21 protein-coding genes and 1 tRNA gene are annotated in these 20,037 nt (G+C 70.7%); 12 read left to right on the top strand and 10 right to left on the bottom strand.

Going from position 1 to position 20,037, the window contains the following annotated elements:
- Positions 1–98: 98 nt before the first annotated feature.
- The 4 genes from AC1DXJ_RS07355 (at position 99) to AC1DXJ_RS07340 (ending at position 3,592) form a co-directional block, all read left to right on the top strand.
- The gene (locus AC1DXJ_RS07355) at positions 99–635 is read left to right on the top strand and encodes an NADPH-dependent FMN reductase (protein WP_477614574.1); all 537 of its coding nucleotides are present in this window, start codon (positions 99–101) and stop codon (positions 633–635) included.
- Between the two features lie 90 nt (positions 636–725).
- Positions 726–2,120 carry a Na+/H+ antiporter NhaA gene (gene nhaA / locus AC1DXJ_RS07350; RefSeq protein WP_477636704.1) on the top strand — a complete coding sequence of 465 codons (1,395 nt, stop codon included), beginning with the start codon at positions 726–728 and terminating at the stop codon, positions 2,118–2,120.
- Between the two features lie 48 nt (positions 2,121–2,168).
- Positions 2,169–2,600: a phage holin family protein gene (locus AC1DXJ_RS07345; protein ID WP_477633137.1), complete on the top strand. Its 432-nt coding sequence runs from the start codon at positions 2,169–2,171 to the stop codon at positions 2,598–2,600.
- 80 nt (positions 2,601–2,680) lie between these two features.
- The gene (locus AC1DXJ_RS07340) at positions 2,681–3,592 is read left to right on the top strand and encodes an alpha/beta fold hydrolase (protein ID WP_477633136.1); all 912 of its coding nucleotides are present in this window, start codon (positions 2,681–2,683) and stop codon (positions 3,590–3,592) included.
- 55 nt (positions 3,593–3,647) lie between these two features.
- Here AC1DXJ_RS07340 and AC1DXJ_RS07335 read toward each other — a convergent pair whose 3' ends face one another.
- Genes AC1DXJ_RS07335 through nth form a run of 3 tightly spaced genes read right to left on the bottom strand, consistent with a single transcriptional unit; the run spans position 3,648 to position 6,318 of the window.
- Complete coding sequence (locus AC1DXJ_RS07335) at positions 3,648–4,859, bottom strand: MarP family serine protease (protein WP_477614570.1); 1,212 nt, start codon at positions 4,857–4,859, stop codon at positions 3,648–3,650.
- Complete coding sequence (locus AC1DXJ_RS07330) at positions 4,859–5,554, bottom strand: NUDIX hydrolase (RefSeq protein WP_477636703.1); 696 nt, start codon at positions 5,552–5,554, stop codon at positions 4,859–4,861. Before AC1DXJ_RS07330 ends, AC1DXJ_RS07335 begins: the two co-directional genes overlap by 1 nt.
- Positions 5,551–6,318, bottom strand: a complete 768-nt coding sequence (nth, locus tag AC1DXJ_RS07325) for an endonuclease III (RefSeq protein WP_477636734.1) — start codon at positions 6,316–6,318, stop codon at positions 5,551–5,553. The genes AC1DXJ_RS07330 and nth overlap by 4 nt, the downstream gene beginning before the upstream one ends.
- Before the next feature lie 120 nt (positions 6,319–6,438).
- Between nth and AC1DXJ_RS07320 the strand changes: the two genes are divergently transcribed.
- On the top strand, positions 6,439–7,116 hold the full coding sequence (locus AC1DXJ_RS07320) for a Crp/Fnr family transcriptional regulator (RefSeq protein ID WP_477614568.1): 678 nt from the start codon (positions 6,439–6,441) through the stop codon (positions 7,114–7,116).
- 18 nt (positions 7,117–7,134) lie between these two features.
- Here AC1DXJ_RS07320 and AC1DXJ_RS07315 read toward each other — a convergent pair whose 3' ends face one another.
- Genes AC1DXJ_RS07315 through AC1DXJ_RS07300 form a run of 4 tightly spaced genes read right to left on the bottom strand, consistent with a single transcriptional unit; the run spans position 7,135 to position 9,451 of the window.
- Positions 7,135–7,953, bottom strand: coding sequence for an MBL fold metallo-hydrolase (locus tag AC1DXJ_RS07315; RefSeq protein WP_477636702.1), 819 nt, complete (start codon positions 7,951–7,953; stop codon positions 7,135–7,137).
- A complete protein-coding gene (locus AC1DXJ_RS07310) occupies positions 7,950–8,813 on the bottom strand; it encodes an NUDIX hydrolase (protein ID WP_477636701.1) in 864 nt (287 codons plus the stop codon). Before AC1DXJ_RS07310 ends, AC1DXJ_RS07315 begins: the two co-directional genes overlap by 4 nt.
- Before the next feature lie 6 nt (positions 8,814–8,819).
- The gene (locus AC1DXJ_RS07305) at positions 8,820–9,296 is read right to left on the bottom strand and encodes a RidA family protein (protein ID WP_056921635.1); all 477 of its coding nucleotides are present in this window, start codon (positions 9,294–9,296) and stop codon (positions 8,820–8,822) included.
- Positions 9,296–9,451, bottom strand: a complete 156-nt coding sequence (locus AC1DXJ_RS07300; protein ID WP_477614564.1) for a DUF4177 domain-containing protein — start codon at positions 9,449–9,451, stop codon at positions 9,296–9,298. The genes AC1DXJ_RS07305 and AC1DXJ_RS07300 overlap by 1 nt, the downstream gene beginning before the upstream one ends.
- A 63-nt stretch (positions 9,452–9,514) precedes the next feature.
- Between AC1DXJ_RS07300 and AC1DXJ_RS07295 the strand changes: the two genes are divergently transcribed.
- The 3 genes from AC1DXJ_RS07295 to bagB are packed head-to-tail and all read left to right on the top strand — an operon-like array spanning position 9,515 to position 12,543.
- A complete protein-coding gene (locus AC1DXJ_RS07295) occupies positions 9,515–10,282 on the top strand; it encodes an alpha/beta hydrolase family protein (RefSeq protein ID WP_477636700.1) in 768 nt (255 codons plus the stop codon).
- A 9-nt stretch (positions 10,283–10,291) separates the two neighbouring features.
- Complete coding sequence (bagA, locus tag AC1DXJ_RS07290; protein ID WP_477636699.1) at positions 10,292–11,296, top strand: ATPase BagA; 1,005 nt, start codon at positions 10,292–10,294, stop codon at positions 11,294–11,296.
- On the top strand, positions 11,293–12,543 hold the full coding sequence (gene bagB / locus AC1DXJ_RS07285) for an ATPase BagB (RefSeq protein WP_477636733.1): 1,251 nt from the start codon (positions 11,293–11,295) through the stop codon (positions 12,541–12,543). Before bagA ends, bagB begins: the two co-directional genes overlap by 4 nt.
- 74 nt (positions 12,544–12,617) lie before the next feature.
- Here the strand turns inward: bagB and AC1DXJ_RS07280 are convergent, their stop codons facing one another.
- Positions 12,618–12,953 (bottom strand): WhiB family transcriptional regulator, encoded by a 336-nt coding sequence (locus AC1DXJ_RS07280; RefSeq protein ID WP_477614560.1) that lies wholly within the window; start codon positions 12,951–12,953, stop codon positions 12,618–12,620.
- Between the two features lie 271 nt (positions 12,954–13,224).
- Between AC1DXJ_RS07280 and AC1DXJ_RS07275 the strand changes: the two genes are divergently transcribed.
- Positions 13,225–15,666: a transglycosylase domain-containing protein gene (locus AC1DXJ_RS07275; protein WP_477636698.1), complete on the top strand. Its 2,442-nt coding sequence runs from the start codon at positions 13,225–13,227 to the stop codon at positions 15,664–15,666.
- Positions 15,667–15,742: 76 nt separating this feature from the next.
- Here the strand turns inward: AC1DXJ_RS07275 and AC1DXJ_RS07270 are convergent, their stop codons facing one another.
- Positions 15,743–16,207, bottom strand: a complete 465-nt coding sequence (locus AC1DXJ_RS07270) for a GatB/YqeY domain-containing protein (RefSeq protein ID WP_477636697.1) — start codon at positions 16,205–16,207, stop codon at positions 15,743–15,745.
- Between the two features lie 110 nt (positions 16,208–16,317).
- On the opposite strand from AC1DXJ_RS07270, the gene AC1DXJ_RS07265 reads away from it, so the two are divergent.
- The 3 genes from AC1DXJ_RS07265 (at position 16,318) to AC1DXJ_RS07255 (ending at position 18,200) form a co-directional block, all read left to right on the top strand.
- Positions 16,318–17,253 carry a metallophosphoesterase gene (locus AC1DXJ_RS07265; protein ID WP_477636696.1) on the top strand — a complete coding sequence of 312 codons (936 nt, stop codon included), beginning with the start codon at positions 16,318–16,320 and terminating at the stop codon, positions 17,251–17,253.
- A gap of 103 nt (positions 17,254–17,356) precedes the next feature.
- Positions 17,357–17,433, top strand: a tRNA-Pro gene (locus tag AC1DXJ_RS07260).
- 197 nt (positions 17,434–17,630) lie between these two features.
- Positions 17,631–18,200, top strand: coding sequence for a dihydrofolate reductase family protein (locus AC1DXJ_RS07255; RefSeq protein ID WP_477636695.1), 570 nt, complete (start codon positions 17,631–17,633; stop codon positions 18,198–18,200).
- 81 nt (positions 18,201–18,281) lie between these two features.
- Here AC1DXJ_RS07255 and AC1DXJ_RS07250 read toward each other — a convergent pair whose 3' ends face one another.
- Entirely contained in the window at positions 18,282–20,030 is a 1,749-nt protein-coding gene (locus AC1DXJ_RS07250; protein WP_477636694.1) for a S8 family serine peptidase, read from the bottom strand.
- Between the last annotated feature and the right edge of the window lie 7 nt (positions 20,031–20,037).

The following is a 20,037-nucleotide window of genomic DNA, read 5'->3' as shown; positions in this document are numbered from 1 at the left end:
ATACGGACTTCAATTTCTGTTCAACGGAACTCTAGAGCGATGAATCTCTCCAGACAAGGCCGCCCCGGGGCCGAGCGGACCGCACCTAGGCTTTCGCCATGGCCTCCACGCGCGTCTCCGTCGTCATCGCCAGCACCCGCCCGCACCGGATCGGTCACCTCGTCGCGCAGTGGGTGCTGGACGCAGTCCCGGCGGGCTCCGAGGTCACCGTCCACGACCTGCGCGAGCTGGCGCTGCCGTTCCTCGACGAGCCCGGCCAGCCCGCCGACGGCAACTACGCCCACGAGCACACGCGCAAGTGGTCGGCCGCGATGCAGGCCACGGACGCGCTCGTGCTGGTGATGCCGGAGTACAACCGCGGCTACAACGCGGCGCTCAAGAACGCGATCGACTTCCTCTACGCCGAGTGGGAGGGCCTGCCCGTGGGCTGCGTCGGCTACGGCTGGCACGGCGCGAGCTATGCGAAGTCGGCCCTGCGCCAGACGCTCGAGCGCGTCAAGATGACGGTCGTCGACGGCCCTGGTCTGGCGTTCGGGAAGACCCTCACCCAGGAGGGTGAGGTGCTCGCCGGCGAGGCCGACCAGCTGGAGCTCGCCACGATGTTCGCCGAGCTGCTCGCCACGGCTCGCACGTAGGATGGGCAGCAGGAACAACTGGTGTGCCGGGAAGCCTGGTCGGCGGCGTCTGCGGACGTCTGACCCGACGTCGACCCCGAAAGGCCCGGTGTGAGCCTCAACCCCCTGCGCCCACGGCTGTTCGCCCGCACCACGTGGCAGGAGGCGCAGCGCGTCAGCGGCGCCCTGCGCACCGAGACCGTCGGCGGCGCCCTCCTGCTGTCCGCGGCGATCGCCGCACTGGCCTGGGCCAACTCGCCCTGGTTCGAGACCTACGCCTCGCTGCGCGACTGGCAGGCAGGCCCCCAGGCGTGGCACCTGCACCTCACCCTGGGGCAGTGGGCCGCCGATGGACTCCTTGCGCTGTTCTTCTTCGTCGCCGGCCTCGAGCTGAAGCGCGAGTTCCTCGTGGGCGAGCTGCGCACCCCCGCAAGGGCCGCGCTGCCCGTGGCCGCCGCCCTGTGCGGGGTCGCGCTCCCCGCGATCGTGTATGCCGTGACGGTCACCCTCCTCGGTGCCGGCGCTGGTGCCGGTGGTGCGGCCGTTGGTGGGGCGGGTGGCGGGGCGTTGCGCGGTTGGGCGGTCCCGACGGCGACTGACATCGCCTTCGCGCTCGCGGTGCTGGCGGTGATCGGGACGCACCTGCCATCGGCCCTGCGGAGCTTCCTGCTGACCCTCGCCGTCGTCGACGACCTCGTGGCGATCACGATCATCGCGATCTTCTACACCCGGAGCCTCGACCTGGCCGAGCTCGCGCTCGCGCTGGTGCCGCTCGCGCTGTTCGCTGCACTGGTGCAACGACGGGTGGCGCACTGGTGGCTGCTGCTCCCGCTGGCGGCCCTGACGTGGGGGCTCGTGCACGCCTCCGGCATCCACGCCACCGTCGCCGGGGTGCTGCTGGGGCTCGTCGTGCCGGTGAAGCCCCGCGGTCGGGCCTCGCGGGTGTCCCGGGTGCCGCGGGTCCGCCCCCTGGACGCCGACGTCGACGTGGCCGAGCGGTTCGAGCACCGGTTGCGGCCCCCGTCGGCCGGGGTGGCCGTGCCGGTCTTCGCGTTCTTCGCGGCCGGCGTGCGGGTGGTGGGGGGTGGCTTCGGCGACAGCCTCGGGGACGAGGCGGCGATCGCGGTGGTGCTCGGGCTCGTCCTCGGCAAGCTGGTCGGTGTCTTCGGGGGCACGTGGGCGTTCGCCCGGTTCACCAGGGCCGAGCTCGACGACGACCTCGCGTGGTGGGACGTCTTGGGGCTGTCCCTCCTGGCCGGGATCGGCTTCACCGTCTCGCTGCTCGTGGGCGAGCTGGCGTTCGGGACGGGCAGCCCCCGTGACGAGCACGTCAAGCTCGCCGTCCTGGTCGGGTCGGCCATTGCGGCGGTCCTGGCGACCGTCGTGCTGCGTGCCCGGAACCGCGTCTACCGGCGCCTGGCCGAGCTCGAGTCCCGCGACGACGACGGGGACGGGGTGCCGGACTGCTTCGAGGTCTCGGATGTGGAGCCCGGACGACGCCGTTAGGGTTGGGACGCCGCACCACCGGACTTCAGGAAGCGCAGGTGAACGCGCATGGCCACCAACCGCGTGAACGACCAGACGGGCACCCAGGCGGGCACCGGCTCAGGCGCCGAACGGACCATCGGACAGCTCGTCGCCGATGCGACCCACGACGTCTCGACGATCGTCCGCAGCGAGATCGCGCTGGCCAAGGCCGAGATCGCGGCCGACGCGAAGAAGGCCGCCGCCGGTGCGGGGATGTTCGCGGCCGCGGGCTTCGTCGCCCTGCTCGGCCTGATCTTCCTGTTCCACACCGTCGTCGCCGTGATCGACATCTGGCTCCCCGAGTGGGCCGGCTACCTCATCACCACCGGGCTGCTCTTCCTCGTCGCCGCGGTCCTGGCGCTCGTCGGCCGCAACAGCGTGAAGAAGATCAAGGGCAAGCCCGAGCGCGCCATCAAGAACGCCCAGGACACCGTCACCGCCGTCAAGTCCGGGTCCTGACCCGGCCAACGCCCCGGTCTCGACCCGGCCAGCACGACACGCGACCCGCCCCCGTCACCAGCCGAACGGCATACCCAGTCATGAGTCTCGATGCCTCGATGGCCCTCATCGAGGGCCCGTGGGAGCACCGGTTCGTCGCCGCGAACGGTGCCCGCTTCCACGTCGCCGAGCAGGGTGAGGGGCCGGTCGTCCTGCTGCTGCACGGGTTCCCGCAGTTCTGGTGGGCGTGGCGGCACCAGATGCAGGCCCTTGCCGACGCCGGCTACCGGGCGTGCGCGATGGACCTGCGCGGCTACGGCGCGTCCGACAAGCCACCGCGCGGCTATGACACGCGCACGTCGGCCACCGACGTCGCCTCGGTGCTGCGCTCTCTCGGGGCCTCGCGCGCGGTCGTCGTCGGACACGGGTGGGGCGGCTGGATCGCCTGGAGCATGCCTACCCTGCAGCCGACCGTCACCCGCGCCATCGCGTCGCTGTCGATGCCGCACCCGCTGGTGTTCCGCAGGGCGTCCTTCGCGAACCCCCGCCAGCTCAAGGCCAACGCCTACCTCGGCGGCCTGCAGCGGCCGTTCGTGCCGGAGCGCCAGATGACGGTGCACGGCGGCTACGTCCAGCGGCTGCTGCGCGAGTGGGCCTCACCCGAAGGCATCTGGCCGTCGCCCGAGGAGGCGCGGACCTACGCCGACGCGATGGCCCTGCCGTTCGTGGCGCACTCTGCGGCGGAGTACTACCGCTGGGTCGTGCGCAGCCAGTTCCGCCCCGACGGCTGGCGGTTCGCCGCGAGGATGCGCACGACCATCACGCTCCCCGTGCTCCAGCTCCACGGCGAGCACGACCGGGCCGTGCTGCCCGACACGTCCAGCGACTCGGCGGACTACGTCACGGGTCCGTTCCAACGACACCTGGTGCCCGGGGCCGGCCACTTCCTGCCCGAAGAGGCTCCGGGGGTCGTCAACGACCACCTCTGCGCCTGGCTCGCCACCCTCCGCTGACCCGCTGACCCGCTTACCCCACGTCCCGTGGGAGCTGCGGGGTATGCCGCGTGGGTCAGCCGGCGACGCAGGCGCCGGTGTCGACCGGCGAGGCGGCGCCCGATGCTGCATCGAGGACCGGACGGGCCTCGTCCATGGTCAGGGCATAACCCGTCCTGGAGTCGTCCAGGGACTTGGCGAAGACCACCCCGACGACCCTGCCGTCGGAGGACAACAGCGGACCCCCGGAGTTGCCGGGCTGGATCTGGGCGAAGAGCGAGTAGACCTCACGACTGGTCCCCGGGCTGCCATAGATGTCCGAACCCCGCGCATCGACGACCTCGCGGACACGGGCCGCGTCGAGCCGGTAGGGCCCGTCCAGCGGGAAGCCGGCCACCACGCCGCTGTCGCCGCGGGAGAGGTCAGGGCCCTGGCGCAGCGGCTCAGCGGGAAGGCCTGGCACCGAGAGCACGGCGAGGTCGCGTTTGGCGTCGAAGACGACGACCTTGCCGGTGTAGGACCGGCCGGTGCCGTGGATGCGCAGGGTGGCGCTCTCCATGCCGGCAACGACGTGGGCGTTGGTCACCACCCGCTCTCGGGCGACGACCCAGCCGCTGCCCTCCTGGCCGCGGTTGCAGGCCGCCGCGACTCCGGTGATCTTGATGACTGAGGCCGCGGCGTCACGAACTCCGGCGGTCTGCGCCACGGACGGGTCGGGGGGCGCGACCGGCGCGATCCGCTCAGTCTCGAGCCCGTCGAACACCCGCGGGAATCCCTCGCGGTCGAGCACCTCGCGGAACGATGCGAAGAGCCTCGACGTGCCGGGGGGCACCACGTTGTCGATGGTGCGCAGCACCCGGGACTCACCGATCGCCTTGGCGATGGGTGCCGGGGCGCCACCGCGCAGGGCGCCGGCGATGAACCACACGAGGATCGCTGCGGACAGCACGACGGCCACCGCTCCGAACGTCGCGTCGAACCACTGGGCCGGCTTGATCTTGAGCCGCGACCGCAGCGATCCGCCGATCGCCACGGCCACCGCCTGCCCGCTCGAGGCGAGGATGAACACGCCGGCGATGAGGACGACCGAACGCAGCAACGGTGACGACTCGAGCTCGGTCCAGTGGCCGATCGCCAATGGCAGCAGCCACATGGCGAGTGCACCGCCGAGGAAGAAGCCGGCGAGGGACAGCACGCTGACCACCAGACCCTGTCGGAAACCGGTGAGGCCGTAGCTGATGAAGAGCAGGATCAGGAGGTAGTCCAGGACGGTCAGTCCGAGGAACATCAGGCTCGGCCTTCCGTCGCGGTCTTGGTCAAGGCGTCCTGTGTCCCACCCGGCCGGTAGCGGTCGGGGAGTGGACGCTCAACGCTACGGTCCCACGGAACGGTCAAACCTCCGAAATCGAGCACAGCGGACAACAGCCCCGCGGTGAATCCCCACACGAAGAGGCCGTCGAACTCGAAACCCGGCCCCCGGTAGCCACTCGGGTGGGACACGGTGAACCGGGCTGCCGGGTCGAGCAGGTCGGCCAGGGGCGCCCGCACGGCCCGGTGCACCTCGACCGGGTCGACGGCATCGAGCGGCCCGGCCTCGCGCCACCACCCCAACACGGGCGTGACGACGAACCGGCGCGGGCTGAGGTAGATGTCAGGAAGGGTCGCCACGACGTCGATCGTCGCCGGGTCGATGCCCACCTCCTCCTGCGTCTCGCGCAGGGCGGCCGCGGCGGCCGAAACGTCCGAGGGCTCGCGCTTGCCACCGGGGAAGGAGATGTCGCCGGGCTGGGTGCGCAGGGTGTGGGCGCGCTCGGTCAGCACGACGTCCTCGCCCTCGCCGTCGTCGGAGGGGCCGAACAGGATCATGACGCTGGAGCGCTGCCCGCCCTCGGGCGGCGGCGCGAACGTCTCGAAGTACCCCTCGTCGGCGGCCGCGATCGCGTCGCGGGCACGGTCCAGCCAAGCGGGTCGTGCCGTGGTCACGAGGCGGAGACCTCCGCCGTGGGCGCCGTCGAGACCGTGCGTATGCCGCGTGGCTGCGGCGGCGCGTCGCCGGCGGCAGGTGCCGGCGCGGCATACGGGTTGGTTGCGCCCGGGGCGAGCTCGAACTTGAGCAGCTTGTCGGCCTTGACGGGGTCGGTCTCACCGATGCCGTACGACGGGCACAGCCGCGCGACGGGACAGGCTCCACAGGCGGGCTTCTTGGCGTGGCAGGTGCGCCGGCCGTGGAAGATGAGGACGTGCGACAGCATCGTCCACTCCTTGCGCGGGATCAGCGCCCCGATGGCGTGCTCGACCTTGACCGGGTCGTCCTCGGCGGTCCAGCCGAACCGGCGGACCAGCCGCCCGAAGTGGGTGTCCACGGTGATGCCCGGGATGCCGAAGGCGTTGCCCAGCACGACGTTGGCCGTCTTGCGCCCCACGCCGGGCAGCGTGACGAGGTCCTTCATGCGCGGGGGGACCTCGCCGTCGAAGCGCTCGACGAGCTCGGCGCCGAGCTTCATCACCGAGTTGGTCTTGGCGCGGAAGAAGCCGGTCGGCTTGAGCAGCGTCTCCATCTCCTCGCGGTCGGCACCGGCGAGCGCGGCCGCGTCGGGGTAGCGCGCGAACAGCTGGGGCGTGACCTTGTTGACCATGACGTCGGTCGTCTGGGCGGACAGCACGGTCGCCACCAGGAGCTGGAGGGGGTTCTCGAAGTCGAGCTCGCAGTGGGCGTACGGGTAGTGCTCGTGGAGCGCCCGGTACATCCGCCGGGCACGCCTGGTGAGGGCGACGGGGGACTCTTCACGGGCGGCCGGCACAGGGGATCCAGACACCTCCACAGACTACGGGGCGGCGCGGACATCCGACGTGGCACACTGTCGCCCGTGGATCACGACGTGGTGAAGAAGGCCCCTCTGTTCGCTGCGCTGGACGACGAGGCGTCCTCGACGCTGATGGCCTCGATGACGCAGACCCGTCTCGAGCGCGGCGACGTGCTGTTCCACGAAGGCGACCAGGGCGACCGGCTTTACGTCATCCGTGAGGGCAAGGTCAAGCTCGGTCGCCGCAGCGCCGACGGCCGCGAGAACCTCGTGGCCATCCTCGGCCCCGGCGAGATGTTCGGCGAGCTGAGCCTGTTCGACCCGGGCCCGCGCACCATGACGGCGACCGCGGTGGCCGAGACCCAGCTGCTCGGCATCGGCAACGACGACCTCAACGGCCTGCTCGAGGGCCGCCCCAGCGTGGCGAAGGTCCTGCTCGCGGCCCTGGCGAAGCGACTGCGGCGCACCAACGAGAACCTCGCGGACCTGGTCTTCACCGACGTGCCCGGCCGGGTCGCCAAGGCGCTGCTCGACCTGTCGGCCCGCTTCGGCCGTCCCGTCGAGGAAGGGGTGCTGGTCGCCCACGACCTCACCCAGGAGGAGCTGGCCCAGCTGGTCGGCGCCTCCCGCGAGACCGTCAACAAGGCCCTCGCCGACTTCGCGACCCGCGGGTGGCTGCGCCTCGAGGCCCGCGCAGTGCTGCTGCTCGACGTCGAGCGCCTCCAGCGTCGCGCCCGCTGACTCCGAGCGCCCGGTGACTCAGCGCAGGTAGTCCAGCTGCGCCGCCACGGACATCGCCGCGGCCGGCCACACCTCGCGGGGCACGTCGGCATACACCCGCTCGACCACGGCCTGGACCACGTCCGGCGCCTCCGCCGCTCCGTCAGCCAGCGCCTGCCGCACCTGCTCCAGCCGTTCGGCGCGGTGGGTGCGGTAGAACGCGACCATCGCCGCGGCGTCCGGCACGACCGGCCCGTGCCCGGGCAGGATCGCGGTGACCTCCCCGTCGCCGGTCAGGCGGGCGATGCGCTCCAACGACGCGAGGTATGCCGCCAGCTCACCATCGGGGTGCGCCACCACCGTGGTGCCGCGGCCCAGGACGGTGTCGCCGGTGAGCAGCGCATGGTCGGCTGCCAGGGCGAAGGACAGCGAGTCGGAGGTGTGACCGGGGGTCGCGACGACCCGCAGCTCGAGCCCGCCGGCCGTGACGAGGTCACCGTCGGCGAGGTCGTCGTGCCCCCGCCCGACCGCCCGGGTGGGAGCGCCGGTGAGCTCTGCGAAGCGCCCGGCGCCCTCGGCGTGGTCGGCGTGACCGTGCGTGAGGATCGTCTGCGCGACCCGGGCCCCGCGGGCCGACACGGCCTCGACGACCGCCTGCAGGTGGCCCTCGTCGAGCGGGCCGGGGTCGATGACGACCGCATCGGTGGCACCGGGCTCGAGCAGCACCCAGGTGTTGGTCCCGTCGAGGGTCATCGGGCTGGGGTTCGGGCACAGGACGCACAGGGCACGTTCGGTGACCTGACCACCGTGCCAGTCGCCGGACGCCGCCGAGGGAGCAGGCGGCTGCGCGGGACTCATCGGGGGAGGTCCGCCCGCATCACCAGGCCGTCGCCGGTGTCGACCAGCTCGGGCTGCACGGGGGCGATCACGGGACGTTCGGCGATGAACTCAGCGGCCGACGTCGCGGCGGCGACCTCTTCGACGGCCACGACGGTGGGCGGCAGCATCAGGGCGGCGCCGTCCTGCCAGGCTCGCAAGAGGTCCGCGGGGCGGACCCAGTCTGCGACGTCCGCCTCCGTGGTGTCGTCGTCGGCACGCTGGCCCTGCGGGACGGCCGCGCTGAAGAACCGGGTGTCGTAGCGCCGCACCTCGAACTCGGGGGTGATCCAGTGGGCGCGGTAGCCGAGCAGGTCGGACCGCAGCAGCAGGTCGTGCTCGCGCAGCACCTCGGACAGCGAGGCCTCGCGCTGGAGCAGGCGTCGGCGCTGCTCGTGCCAGTGCGCCCCGCTGACGTCGGCGATCACCCGGTCGGGCGTCGGACCGGCCAGCAGGACCCCGCACTCCTCGAACACCTCGCGGACCGCAGCCGCCACGAGCACCCGAGCCGTCGCCTCGTCCACGTCGAGCCGCGCCGCCCACTCGGCCGGCGTCGGTCCGGCCCACGGCAGACCGGGGTCGGCGTCGCGGGGGTCGACCCCACCGCCGGGAAACACCATCATCCGCGGGGCGAACTCCATCGTCGCGACCCGGCGCAGCATGAAGACCTCGACCCCCGAGTCACCGTCGGAAACCGAGTCTCGAACGAACATGACCGTGGCGGCGCGCTTGGGCACGACCGGGCCGTCGGGCGAGGGCGCACTCAGCCAGGAGTCCGCCCTGGCCCGGAGCGATGGTGAGTCGGCGATCGGGAACTCGCGCCTGACCAAGCGCCGGACCACCCGGGACTACTCGTCGGCGAGGGCGACGACGATCTCGACCTCGACGGGGGCGTCCAGCGGCAGCACGGCGACCCCGACGGCCGACCGGGCGTGGATGCCCGCGTCGCCGAAGGCCTTGCCCATCAGCTCGCTGGCGCCGTTGATGACGCCGGGCTGACCGGTGAAGGCGGGGTCGGACGCGACGAAACCGACCAGCTTGACCACCTGGGTCACCTTGTCGAGGTCGCCCACGATGCTCTTGACCGCGGCGATGGCGTTGAGCGCACAGATCTCCGCGAGCTTCTTCGCGTCCTCAGGCGGCACGAGGCCGTGGCCCTCGCCGACCTTGCCGGTCTGCACGATGGCACCGGAGACCATGGGCAGCTGCCCGGAGGTGTAGATCCGGCGCCCGTCCTGGATCGCGGGGACGTAGGCGGCCACCGGCTTGGCGACCTCGGGAACGGTCAGGCCGAGCTCGGCCAGACGATCTTCAACTGCACTCATCAGGCTCTCTCCCGCTTCAGGTAGGCGACCAGGCCGTTGCCGTCGGGACCGGTGAGGACCTGGACGAGCTCCCAGCCGTCCTCACCCCACTGGTCGAGGATCTGCTTGGTGGCGTGGACGATGAGCGGCACCGTCGCGTACTCCCATTTCTGCATGTCCCGCAGCCTATCCCCGTGATGACTGGGCGCCGACGGGCAGGAGTGCACGAGGATGGCCCCATGGCCAGCCACCGCGACCCCAGCCAGGTGCTCGACGAGGTGGCCGCGCCCCCCACGCGCACGACGGCCTACGGCGACGATCCCGCGCAGGTCTACGACGTGCGCCTGCCCGACCGGGTCACCCGCGGCCTCACGGTGGTCGTCGTGCACGGCGGGTTCTGGCGTCCCGAGTACGACCGCACCCATGCCGGCCGGCAGGCCCAGGCGTTCGCGGATGCCGGCTACGCGACAGCCGTCGTCGAGTACCGCCGGCCGGGCATGCCCGGTGGCGGCTGGCCCGGCACCGCAGACGACGTCGCCGCCGCCATCACCGCCGTGCGCCGCGACCCCGACCTGGGCCACCCGCCGGCGCTGGTCGGCCACTCCGCGGGTGGCCAGCTCGTCGCCTGGGCCGCCGCCCAGCCGTGGGCCCACGGCCTGCGCGGCATCGTGAGCCTCGCGGGCGTCCTCGACCTCGGCCACGGCGCCGAGACCGGCGTGGGCGACACCGCCATCACCGACTTCCTCGGTGGATACCCCACGGACGCCCCGGATGCCTACGCCGCGGCCGACCCCGTCAGGCTCGCACCCGGCATACCTGCGCTGTTGGTGCACGCGCGCGACGACGTCGTGGTGCCCTTCGACCAGAGCGAGCGGTATGCCGCGGCGCACCACGCGCCGAACGTGCGCCTCACGCCGGTGAACAGTGGCGGGCACTACGGGCTGATCGACCCGGAGCACCCGGCGTTCGCGCAGGTCCTCGCAGCGGTCGACCTGCTCGCCTCCTAGGCTGGCGACATGCCCGAGACCACCCACGACCTGTCCAAGGTCCGGCTCCACGTGGTCACCGGCAAGGGCGGCACCGGGAAGACCACGGTGGCTGCCGCGCTCGCGCTGGCCCTCACCCGGCAGGGCAAGCGCGTCCTGCTGGCCGAGGTCGAGGAACGCCAGGGGATCTCGCAGACGTTCGACGTGGCGCCCCTGGGGCACACCGAGACGCGCATCCTGACCGACCGCAGCGGCGGACAGCTGTGGGCGATCTCGATCGACGCGAAGGCCTCGCTGCGGGAGTACCTCCAGAAGTTCTACAAGGTCGGCAAGGCGATGACCGTGCTCGACCGGTTCGGCGCGGTCGACTTCGCCACGACGATCGCACCCGGGGTCCGTGACGTCCTGCTCATCGGCAAGGTCTACGAGGCCGCGGGGCGCCGCACCGGGAAGGGTCCGACGGCTCCCGCCTACGACGCCGTGGTGCTCGACGCCCCGCCGACCGGGCGGGTGGTGCGGTTCCTCAACGTCAACGCCGAGGTCGCCGACGTCGCCAAGGTGGGTCCGATCCGCTCGCAGGCAGACTCGATCACCCGGATGCTCCGCAGCCACACCACCGCGGTCCACGTGGTCACGCTGCTCGAGGAGATGCCCGTGCAGGAGACCGTCGACGCCCTGGCCGAGCTGCGCCGCACCGACCTCCCGCTGGGTGCCATCGTCGTCAACCAGCTGCGCGACCCGCTGCTGACCGACAAGGCCTTCAAGGCGGTGCGCGGCCGGCGGACCGCCAAGCTGGTCGAAGGGGTGGCCGCAGACCTGGCGGGCGTCGGCGTCCGCGTCACGAACGGCATGGTCGCGGGCCTGCTCGCCGACGGCGCCAACCATGCGGACCGGATCGCCCTCGAGCGCGAGCAGGACGCGATCCTCGAGGAAGAAGGCCGGCTCACGATCCGGCTCCCCTTCCTGGCCGAGGGCACCGAGGCCGGTGGCATCACGGTGCTGGCGCAGTCGCTGGACGAGCAGGGGATGGTCTGATGGCCCCGCGCACGCCCACCCGGGGCACGCCCACCCGGGGCACGCCCACGCGGGGCACGCCCACCCCGGGCAGCGCGGCCACGCTCGACCTGGCGGCTCTCCTGACCGACCCTCGGACGAGGATCGTCGTCTGCTGTGGAGCGGGTGGCGTCGGCAAGACCACGACAGCTGCCGCTCTGGGGCTGTGGGCGGCGGAGCACGGCCGCAAGGTCGTCGTCCTCACCATCGACCCGGCTCGTCGGCTCGCCCAGTCGCTGGGCCTGACCGAGCTCGACAACACGCCTCGTCCGGTGGCAGGGGTGCGGATGAACGGTGGTCCCGGCGACCAGGAGCCCGGCGGATCGCTCGACGCGATGATGCTCGACATGAAGCGCACCTTCGACGAGGTGGTCGAGCAGCACGCCACCCCTGACAAGGCCGCCCAGATCCTCGCGAACCCCTTCTACCAAGCGGTCTCCAGCTCGTTCGCGGGCACGCAGGAGTACATGGCGATGGAGAAGCTGGGTCAGCTGCGAGCCGAGGCGGGCCGCGACGGCCGCTGGGACCTCATCATCGTGGACACGCCCCCGTCGCGGTCGGCGCTGGACTTCCTCGACGCACCCAAGCGGCTCGGCTCGTTCCTGGACGGCCGCTTCATCCGGCTCCTCTCCGCCCCTGCCAAGGCGGGTGGGCGCGCGGGTTTCAAGGTCTTCAGCGTCGGGGTCAACGTCGTGACCAACACCTTGTCCAAGGTGCTCGGGGGCCAGCTGCTCCAGGACGTGCAGACCTTCGTCGCGGCCCTCGACACGATGTTCGGCGGGTTCCGCGAGCGCGCCGACCAGACCTATGCGCTGCTCAAGAACTCGGAGACCGCGTTCGTCGTGGTCGCCGCCCCCGAGCGTGACGCGCTGCGCGAGGCGTCCTTCTTCGCCGGCCGCCTCGACGAGGAGGGTATGCCGCTCGCCGGGCTCGTCGTGAACCGGATCCAGCGCGTGGCCGCACCGACCCTGACGGCCTCGCGAGCCCTGGCCGCGGCGGAGCAGCTCGCCGATGCCGATGACCCCTCCCCCACGGCGGCGACGGCCGAGGGCCTGCTCCGCCTGCACGCGTCCCTGGCCGAGACGGCGGCACGACAGGAGCGGCTGGCCGCCCGGTTCACGGCTGGACACCCCGGCATACCGGTCGTCGAGGTCCCGGCGTCCGCGCAGGACATCCACGACCTCGACGGCCTGCGCGAGATCGCCGCTGCCCTGACCCGAACGCCCTGACCCGCACACCCCAGACACGACAAAGTCCCTGGAACCGGGGGGATGGCCAGGGACTTTGTCGGGCTGTGAGGGAGTCAGGCGCTCTCGGCCTCGGCCGGGGTCTGGCTGCGGGCCTGGGCGAACAGTGCAGCCCAGGAAGAGATGTTGGGTCGGCGCTTGAGCAGCGCCCGGCGCTCGCGCTCGGTCATCCCGCCCCAGACGCCGAACTCGGTGCGGTTGTCGAGGGCGTCCGCGAGGCACTCGGCGATGACCGGACACCGCTGGCAGACGACCTTGGCGGTCTGCTGCGCGGCCCCCTGGACGAACAAGGCATCAGGGTCGGACTTGGAGCAGGAGCCCATGGGCGCCCAGTCATCCATCCATGCCGTGCCGACAGCCTGTCCGCCCGGTCGCGCTGGTGCGATGGTCATCTCAGTGCCTCCAGATACTGCTGATTCAGACGCTTCACAGTGCGTCTTATGTCCGTATCGACGTTTGAAAACGATAGGAAGTAAAGGCACCTTCATGACATGGCCCATTCGTGTAGTTCTGCGATGGCCAAAGGGACTAGTCATTTGGAACCATGCCTTCCCTGCACGGAGGGGTGATGGCCAAACACGGCAAACGTCACGAGTGGGAGCAAATCGAAGCGCTCGTCGTCCGGAGCCGGGATACCCCATGTTCGGCAGTTACCCTGTGGCCATGCACGAACGCGCCACCGACCTCGGAAAAGTTGTCAGCCTGCTCGGAGCCTTCGTCGCCACGGCGATGGTTGCGGGCATCTTGGCGGCCGGTCTGCTGATCCCCGCAGCCTTCGCCACGGGCCGCACGGCCACCGGTGGAGTGAAGATGTTCGACGACCTCCCGGGGGAGTTCACCGCCACCCAACTGTCGCAGCAGTCCACGATCAAGGACGCGCGCGGCGGGATCCTGGCGACTCCCCAGCAGGAGAACCGGATCATCGTCAACCTCAAGGACGTCGCGCCGATCATGCAGAAGGCGCAGATCGCGATCGAGGACAGCCGCTTCTACGAGCACGGTGGCGTCGATCCCCGCGGCATCCTCCGCGCAGTGGCGTCCAACGCCCAGGGCGGTGACGTCCAGGGTGCCTCCACGCTGACCCAGCAGTACGTCAAGCTCACCCTGCAGGAGAACGCCCTGCGCAACAACGACGAGGAAGCCGCCCAGGCGGCGGTGCGCAAGAGCGCCTCTCGCAAGGTGCAGGAGATCAAGTACGCGGTCACCCTGGAGAAGGAGATGACCAAGGACCAGATCCTGCAGGGCTACCTCAACCTGGCCTACTACGGGGACCTGGCGTACGGCATCGAAGCCGCAGCCCAGCACTACTTCAGCGTCAGTGCCAAGAAGCTCAACCTTCCCCAGGCAGCCCTGCTGGCCGGCCTCGTCCAGAACCCCGGCAAGACCGACCCCCGCAACAACCCCGAGAAGGCCCAGGCCCGCCGCGACGTCGTCCTGGACCGGATGCGCGCCCTCAACATCATCACGGACAAGGAGCTCAAGGCCGCCAAGGCCATCCCGGTCCGCAAGATGCTCAAGCTGAAGAACCCGCTGAGCAACTGCGCCGCGTCGTCCGAGCCGTACTTCTGCAACTACGTCATGGCCTACCTCAAGGACACCAGCAACCACGCCCTGGACGCCCTCGGCAAGTCGGAGCCGGAGCGGATCAAGAACATCACCGGCGGTGGCCTCACCATCCAGACCACCCTCGACCCGGTCGTGCAGAAGATGGCGCTCAAGGAGCTGACCAAGCGCGTGCCGGTCGGCAACAAGGCGCTCCGGCGGGCCAAGGGCGACAAGTCCAAGAGTGGCAAGACGCAGTTCGTGGGCGCCGCGGCCAGCGTCGTGGCACCGGGGACCGGCCGGATCGTGGCCATGGTCCAGAACACCAGCTTCCCCAGGTCCAGCAAGGACACGAGCGTCTCCTACAACCAGGTGAACTTCAACGTGGACCGCAAGTACGGCGGCACGGTCGGTCAGCACTTCGGCTCCACCGCCAAGATGTACGCGATCGTCACGGCGTTGCAGAAGGGCCTGTCGGTCAACGGCACCGTCCCGTCCAAGTACGCCAACACCAAGCGGCCGGCCGTCTACACCCCTCAGGAGCAAGGGTCGTGTGGCTCGCAGGTCCCGTGGGAGGTCCGCAACGACGAGTCGATCGGCGGCAAGCCGATCCCGTTCAAGACCGCCACCGCGAAGTCCGTCAACACGGCGTTCGCCTCACTGGTGCTCAAGCTGGGTGTGCCGAACGTGCGCAAGACGATGACGACGATGGGGCTGCACCAGGGCAGTGGCGCACAGATCGAGTGCTACCCCTCCCCCGTGACGCTCGGCTCGTCCGACGCGACCCCGCTGACCCTGGCCGCGTCGTACGCGACGCTCGCCGCGGACGGCAAGTACTGCCCGCCGAACCCCATCCTGTCGATCACCACCGCGGACAAGAAGCCGCTCAAGATCGGTGCCAACCCGTGCAAGCAGGTCATCGACAAGGACATTGCCCGCGGCACGACCGAGCTCCTCAAGGGCGTCATCAAGGACGGCACCGGTAAGGGCGCGTCCCTCGGCAGCCGGCCCGCCGCAGGCAAGACCGGAACCACGGAGGACAACGCCGAGGGCTGGTTCATCGGCTACACCGCCCAGCTCGCGACGGCGGTCTGGATCGGCACCCCCGACAGCCAGTCCAGCCTGCGCAACCTGACGCTCGGCGACCGCACCTACGGCGACATCTTCGGTGGCACTCTGTCGGCCCCCACGTGGCGGGCGATCATGCTGGGAGCCTCCGAGGGGATGCCCGAGCGCCAGTTCGGCGAACCCAGCACCAAGGTGCTCAACGGCGATCGCATCGCGGTGCCGGTCGTGAGCGGCATGTCGGTCGCCGAGGCCAGCGCACGACTCAGGGAAGCCGGCTTCCTTGCCCAGATCGCCGGGCTGACCAACAGCGGTCTCCCGCAGGGCGTGGTGGTGTACACCGACCCGAGCGGCTCAGCCATCCGCGGGTCGACGGTCGGCCTCTTCGTCTCCTCCGGTTTCGCCCCGATACCGAAGCCGACGAAGACCCCGGACCCGAAGCCGACCAAGCCCAGGAAGCCCGGCCCCGGGCCGAGCCAGACGCCGCCACCTCCGTGAGCAACGGGGCCCCTCACCACAGCGGTGAGGGGCCCCGTTCGTCCGGTATGCCGCGGAGCCCGCCCCGCGGCATACCTCAGGCTTTGGTGAGTGCGGCCTTGACGGCGGCGGCCACGCGACCGCCGTCGGCGCGACCTGCCACGACGCCCTGGGCGACCTTCATGACCTGGCCGAGCTGCGGCATACCGGTCGCGCCGGTCTGCTCGATGGCAGCGGCGACGATGGTCGTGAGCTCCTCGTCGGAGAGCTGGGCGGGCAGGTAGGCCTCGAGCACGAGGAGCTCGGCCTCCTCCTTGGCTGCGAGCTCGGGACGGGCCGCGCCGGCGTAGGCAGTCGCGGCCTCCTTGCGCTTCTTGGCCTCCTTGGCGAGGACCTTGAGGACCTCGTCGTCGCTGAGCTCACGGGCTTCGGTGCCGGAGACCTCTTCGTTGGTGATCGCGGTCAGCGCCAGGCGCAGGGTGCCCGAACGCACCTGGTCGCGCTGACGGATCGCGTCGGTGAGGTCGCTCTGGACGGTGGCCTTGAGGCTCTGCTCGGTCATGCAGCCAGTCTCTCAGGCGGGTGGTGGTCCGACCTACGGGGTTTCGTCGTGAAGGCAGGGAGCCTGCACGCATTTCGTGTGCGAGCAGGGCGTTTGCAAGGATGGCGGCGATGAACACGATCCTGGGGGCAGCAGCCGGCGTCGCCGCGCTCGGCGTGGCCGGTGTCGGCTATGCGAGCGTGGTGGAGCGGAACTGGTTCGCGCTGCGCCGGTTCACCGTGCCGGTCCTGGCTCCGGGCGCTCGTCCCCTGCGGATCCTGCAGATCTCCGACCTGCACCTCGTGCCCCGGCAGCGCCGTCGCATCGAGTGGGTGCGTGCGCTCGCGACGCTGTCACCCGATCTGGTCGTCAACTCCGGTGACAACCTCGCCGCGCTCGACGCAGTGCCGGGGGCGCTGCACGCGATGGAGCCGCTGTTCGCGTTCCCCGGCGTCTTCGTCATGGGCTCGAACGACTACTACGCGCCGGTCCCCAAGAACCCCGCTCGCTACCTCACCCGACGCCACGCCGAAGCGCCGGCCGGCTTGGTGCACCTGCCCATCGAGGACCTGCGCGCGGGCCTGCGCGACGGTGGCTGGGTGGACCTCGACAACGTGCGGACGACGCTCACGGTGGGGGGCACCGAGGTCGAGTTCGTCGGCACCGACGACGCCCACATCCGCAAGGACAGGTATGCCGCGGTCGCCGGACCCGCGTCCACCTCGGCTGCGCTGACCATCGGGGTCACGCACGCGCCGTACCAGCGGGTCCTGGACCCGATGGCGGCCGACGGCGCGCGGCTGCTGATCGCGGGCCACACCCACGGTGGGCAGCTCGCGCTGCCGTTCCACGGTGCGCTCGTGACCAACTGCGACCTGCCGACCGACCGCGCCAAGGGGGTCTCGCGGTGGTGGCCGGGGGCCGGTTCGGCGCCCTCCTCGGCGGCCCCGGCGGACGCCGCATGGCTGCACGTGTCGGCCGGGCTGGGCACCTCGCCCTACGCGCCCGTGCGGTTCGCCTGCCGCCCGGAAGCCAGTCTGCTGACCCTGGTGCCCGTCGGCTCGTGAGCAGGCCCCGGGCCGCCGGCATACCGATTGGGAGCGGCCGGGTGTGGTGGGCTATCCTTCACTGTCGCTGCTCCCGTCGAACTGGCGTGGGTGGCGATTGCCACGGGGTGTGGCGCAGCTTGGTAGCGCGCTTCGTTCGGGACGAAGAGGCCGCAGGTTCAAATCCTGTCACCCCGACCAACAAAACCGCAGGTCAGAGGCCCTCCGTCAGCACCGGGACGAGGGCCTTTGTCGTGCCTGAGTGCGTGCCTGAGTGACCAACTGGCTTCCACCGATCTCGCAGTCCGCCACCTCGGAGGCCGAGGTGGCTGCGAAACTTCTCATCGGCTGTGACCGCCGGTGACAACGCGCTGCGCGCATCAAGGGAGGTCAACGAGATGAGACCACTTCGCTACTCGATCAACGTCACCCTCGACGGCTGCTGCCACCACGAGGCAGGGCTCCCCCCCGACGAGGAGTCGATGCGCTACTGGACCGCTGAGATGCAACGAGCCGATGCCCTGCTCTTCGGCCGGGTGACCTACGAGATGATGGAGTCGGCGTGGCGGCAGCCGGCCACGGGCGGGTGGCCGGAGTGGATGGACGAGGTGCAGATCCCGTTCGCCGAGGCCATCGACCGGACCAAGAAGTACGTGGTGTCGAGCACGCTGAGCAGGGTCGACTGGAATGCCGAGCTGGTGCGAGGCGACCTGGGGGCGGCTGTTCAGCGGCTCAAGCAGGAGCCGGGTGAGGGCCTGTTCGTGGGAGGCGTGACGCTTCCCCTGGCGTTGGCAGATCTGGGACTGATCGACGAGTACGTGTTCGTGGTGCAACCGGTCCTTGCCGGACACGGGCCGACGTTGCTCGCCGGTCTGCGCGAACGAATCCGGCTCGAGCTCGTCGATCGCCGTGAGTTCCGGTCGGGGGCCGTCGCCCTCCGATACCGGCCCACGCGAGCAACGTCTTGACGTGACTTGTCCTGACCAAGAGACCGCAGAAGGCCCCGGCGATGGTGCCGGGGCCTTCAGCGTCTGGGACGAACTCCGTTGCTACTGCACCACTCCCAGGGCGTTGACGATCCCCGCGCCGTAGAAGGCGTTGAAGTCGTCGGTGCCGTTGCAGGTGGCGGTGAACTGGGCCGAGCGGCCCTCCTGCAGGTAGGACTGCACGCCACCAGGCGGGCAGGCGTGGTTGGTGGCGGTGGCCATCATGAGCGAGGCCACTGCGTCGGGCGACATGGTCATGCCGCGGTTGCCGTCCACGGTGCCGTGGGCGCTGACCGCGAGGGCGGCGACGCCGGCGGCGTGCGGTGACGCCATCGAGGTGCCCTGCAGGAACTGGTAGTAGCCGCAGGCGGTGTTGGCGCCCTTGGTCACGCAGTCCCGCTGGACACCCGCGGCCAGGCCGTCCTCGTTGATGGTCCCGTCGGCGTCGACCAGCCCCTCGGCCTGGAGCACGTGCAGCGGAGCCGTGGAGAGGATCAGGTTGCCGTTGGTGCGGTAGGTCGGGGTGCCGAAGCCGTCACGGAACCATCCGCCCGGAGCAGACACCTCGAGCTCACCGGACGTGAGGTCGGTGGCCCAGTTGGAGTAGTCCGACTTCTTGCCCGACGGGCCGAGTGCGGAGACGCCGATGACGTGCGGCCCCTCGACCGGCAGGTCCTTGCAGGTGGCGTTGTCGATGGTCCGCTCGTAGGGCGTGTTGTCCCAGGAGAGGTCCGGGTTGTCGTAGTCCGGACTGGAGAAGTCGTGCCGCGGGCTCGAGATGTTGTCGTGGTCGTTGCCCAGGGCCGCGACCTGCGTCACTCCGTGGGCGTACGCGTAGTTGAGCGCACGCGTCATACCCTCGATGATGACCTGCTGATCGGCCACTGCCGGCGCCGAGTCCTGCGGTGCACCGTTGGCGCAGTTGTAGAGCCACGGGTCGACGTAGAAGGACATGTTGACGACGTCGATGCCGGTGTCGCCGGAGTAGGTGAGCGCACTGGTCACCGGGCCGAGGAAGAAGTAGCCGCTGTCCTGGCCGCCGCGGACGTTGACCAGGGTGACGCCGGGGGCCACACCACTCACGCCGAGGCCGTTGAGGGCCGCGCCGATGGTGCCGGCGACGTGCGTGCCGTGCCCGTTGTCGTCCACATCAGCAGGGTCGACACAGCCCGCGTACTCACAGGGACCGTCGATGCCGACGATGTCCGTGGTGAAGTTCCGCGACTTGGCGAAGTCGAAGTTGGCCTTGAGGTCCGGGTGGTTGCCGTCCACACCGGTGTCGATGATGCCGACGGTGACGCGCTTGTCGCCGCTCTCGATGGCGTGGGCCGCGGAGCGGTTCAGCATGTCCATGCCCCACAACTGGTTGTCGAGGGGGTCCTCGCCGGACTTGCGCGCCTCGTGCTTGGCCTGCCCGGAGCCCTTCGTGGTCGAGGCGGCGGCGAGGTGCTCGCGCTCCACGGCGTCCTTGGACACGGCGCCCTGCGGAGTGGAGCCGATGGACACGTCGGACGCGACCCCCTTGACCCCGGAGATGGCGCCGGCGGAGGCGCGGAATGCACTGTCGCGTGACGTCACGCTGATCAGGCCGATCGCGGTGTTGGCCCGGGTGACGGTGGCTCCGGCGGCGCTGAGCTGGGCGGCGACGGCTGACGTCGACGCACCCGCGTCGAGCAGGACCACGTAGTTTGCCGCAGCACCGGCGGCGGTGACCGCCGTCGTCGCTGCCGAGGCTGTGGTCACTGCACCGGTGATTCCGGCCGCAACCATCGCCCCGGCGGTAGCCGTGGCGAGTAGGCGTCCTCTACGCATGGGTAAC

It is taken from the genome of Pedococcus sp. P2_D9 (assembly GCF_056404275.1).
Note: the sequence above shows the minus strand (reverse complement) of the source record. Positions and strands in the feature narration are given on the sequence as shown.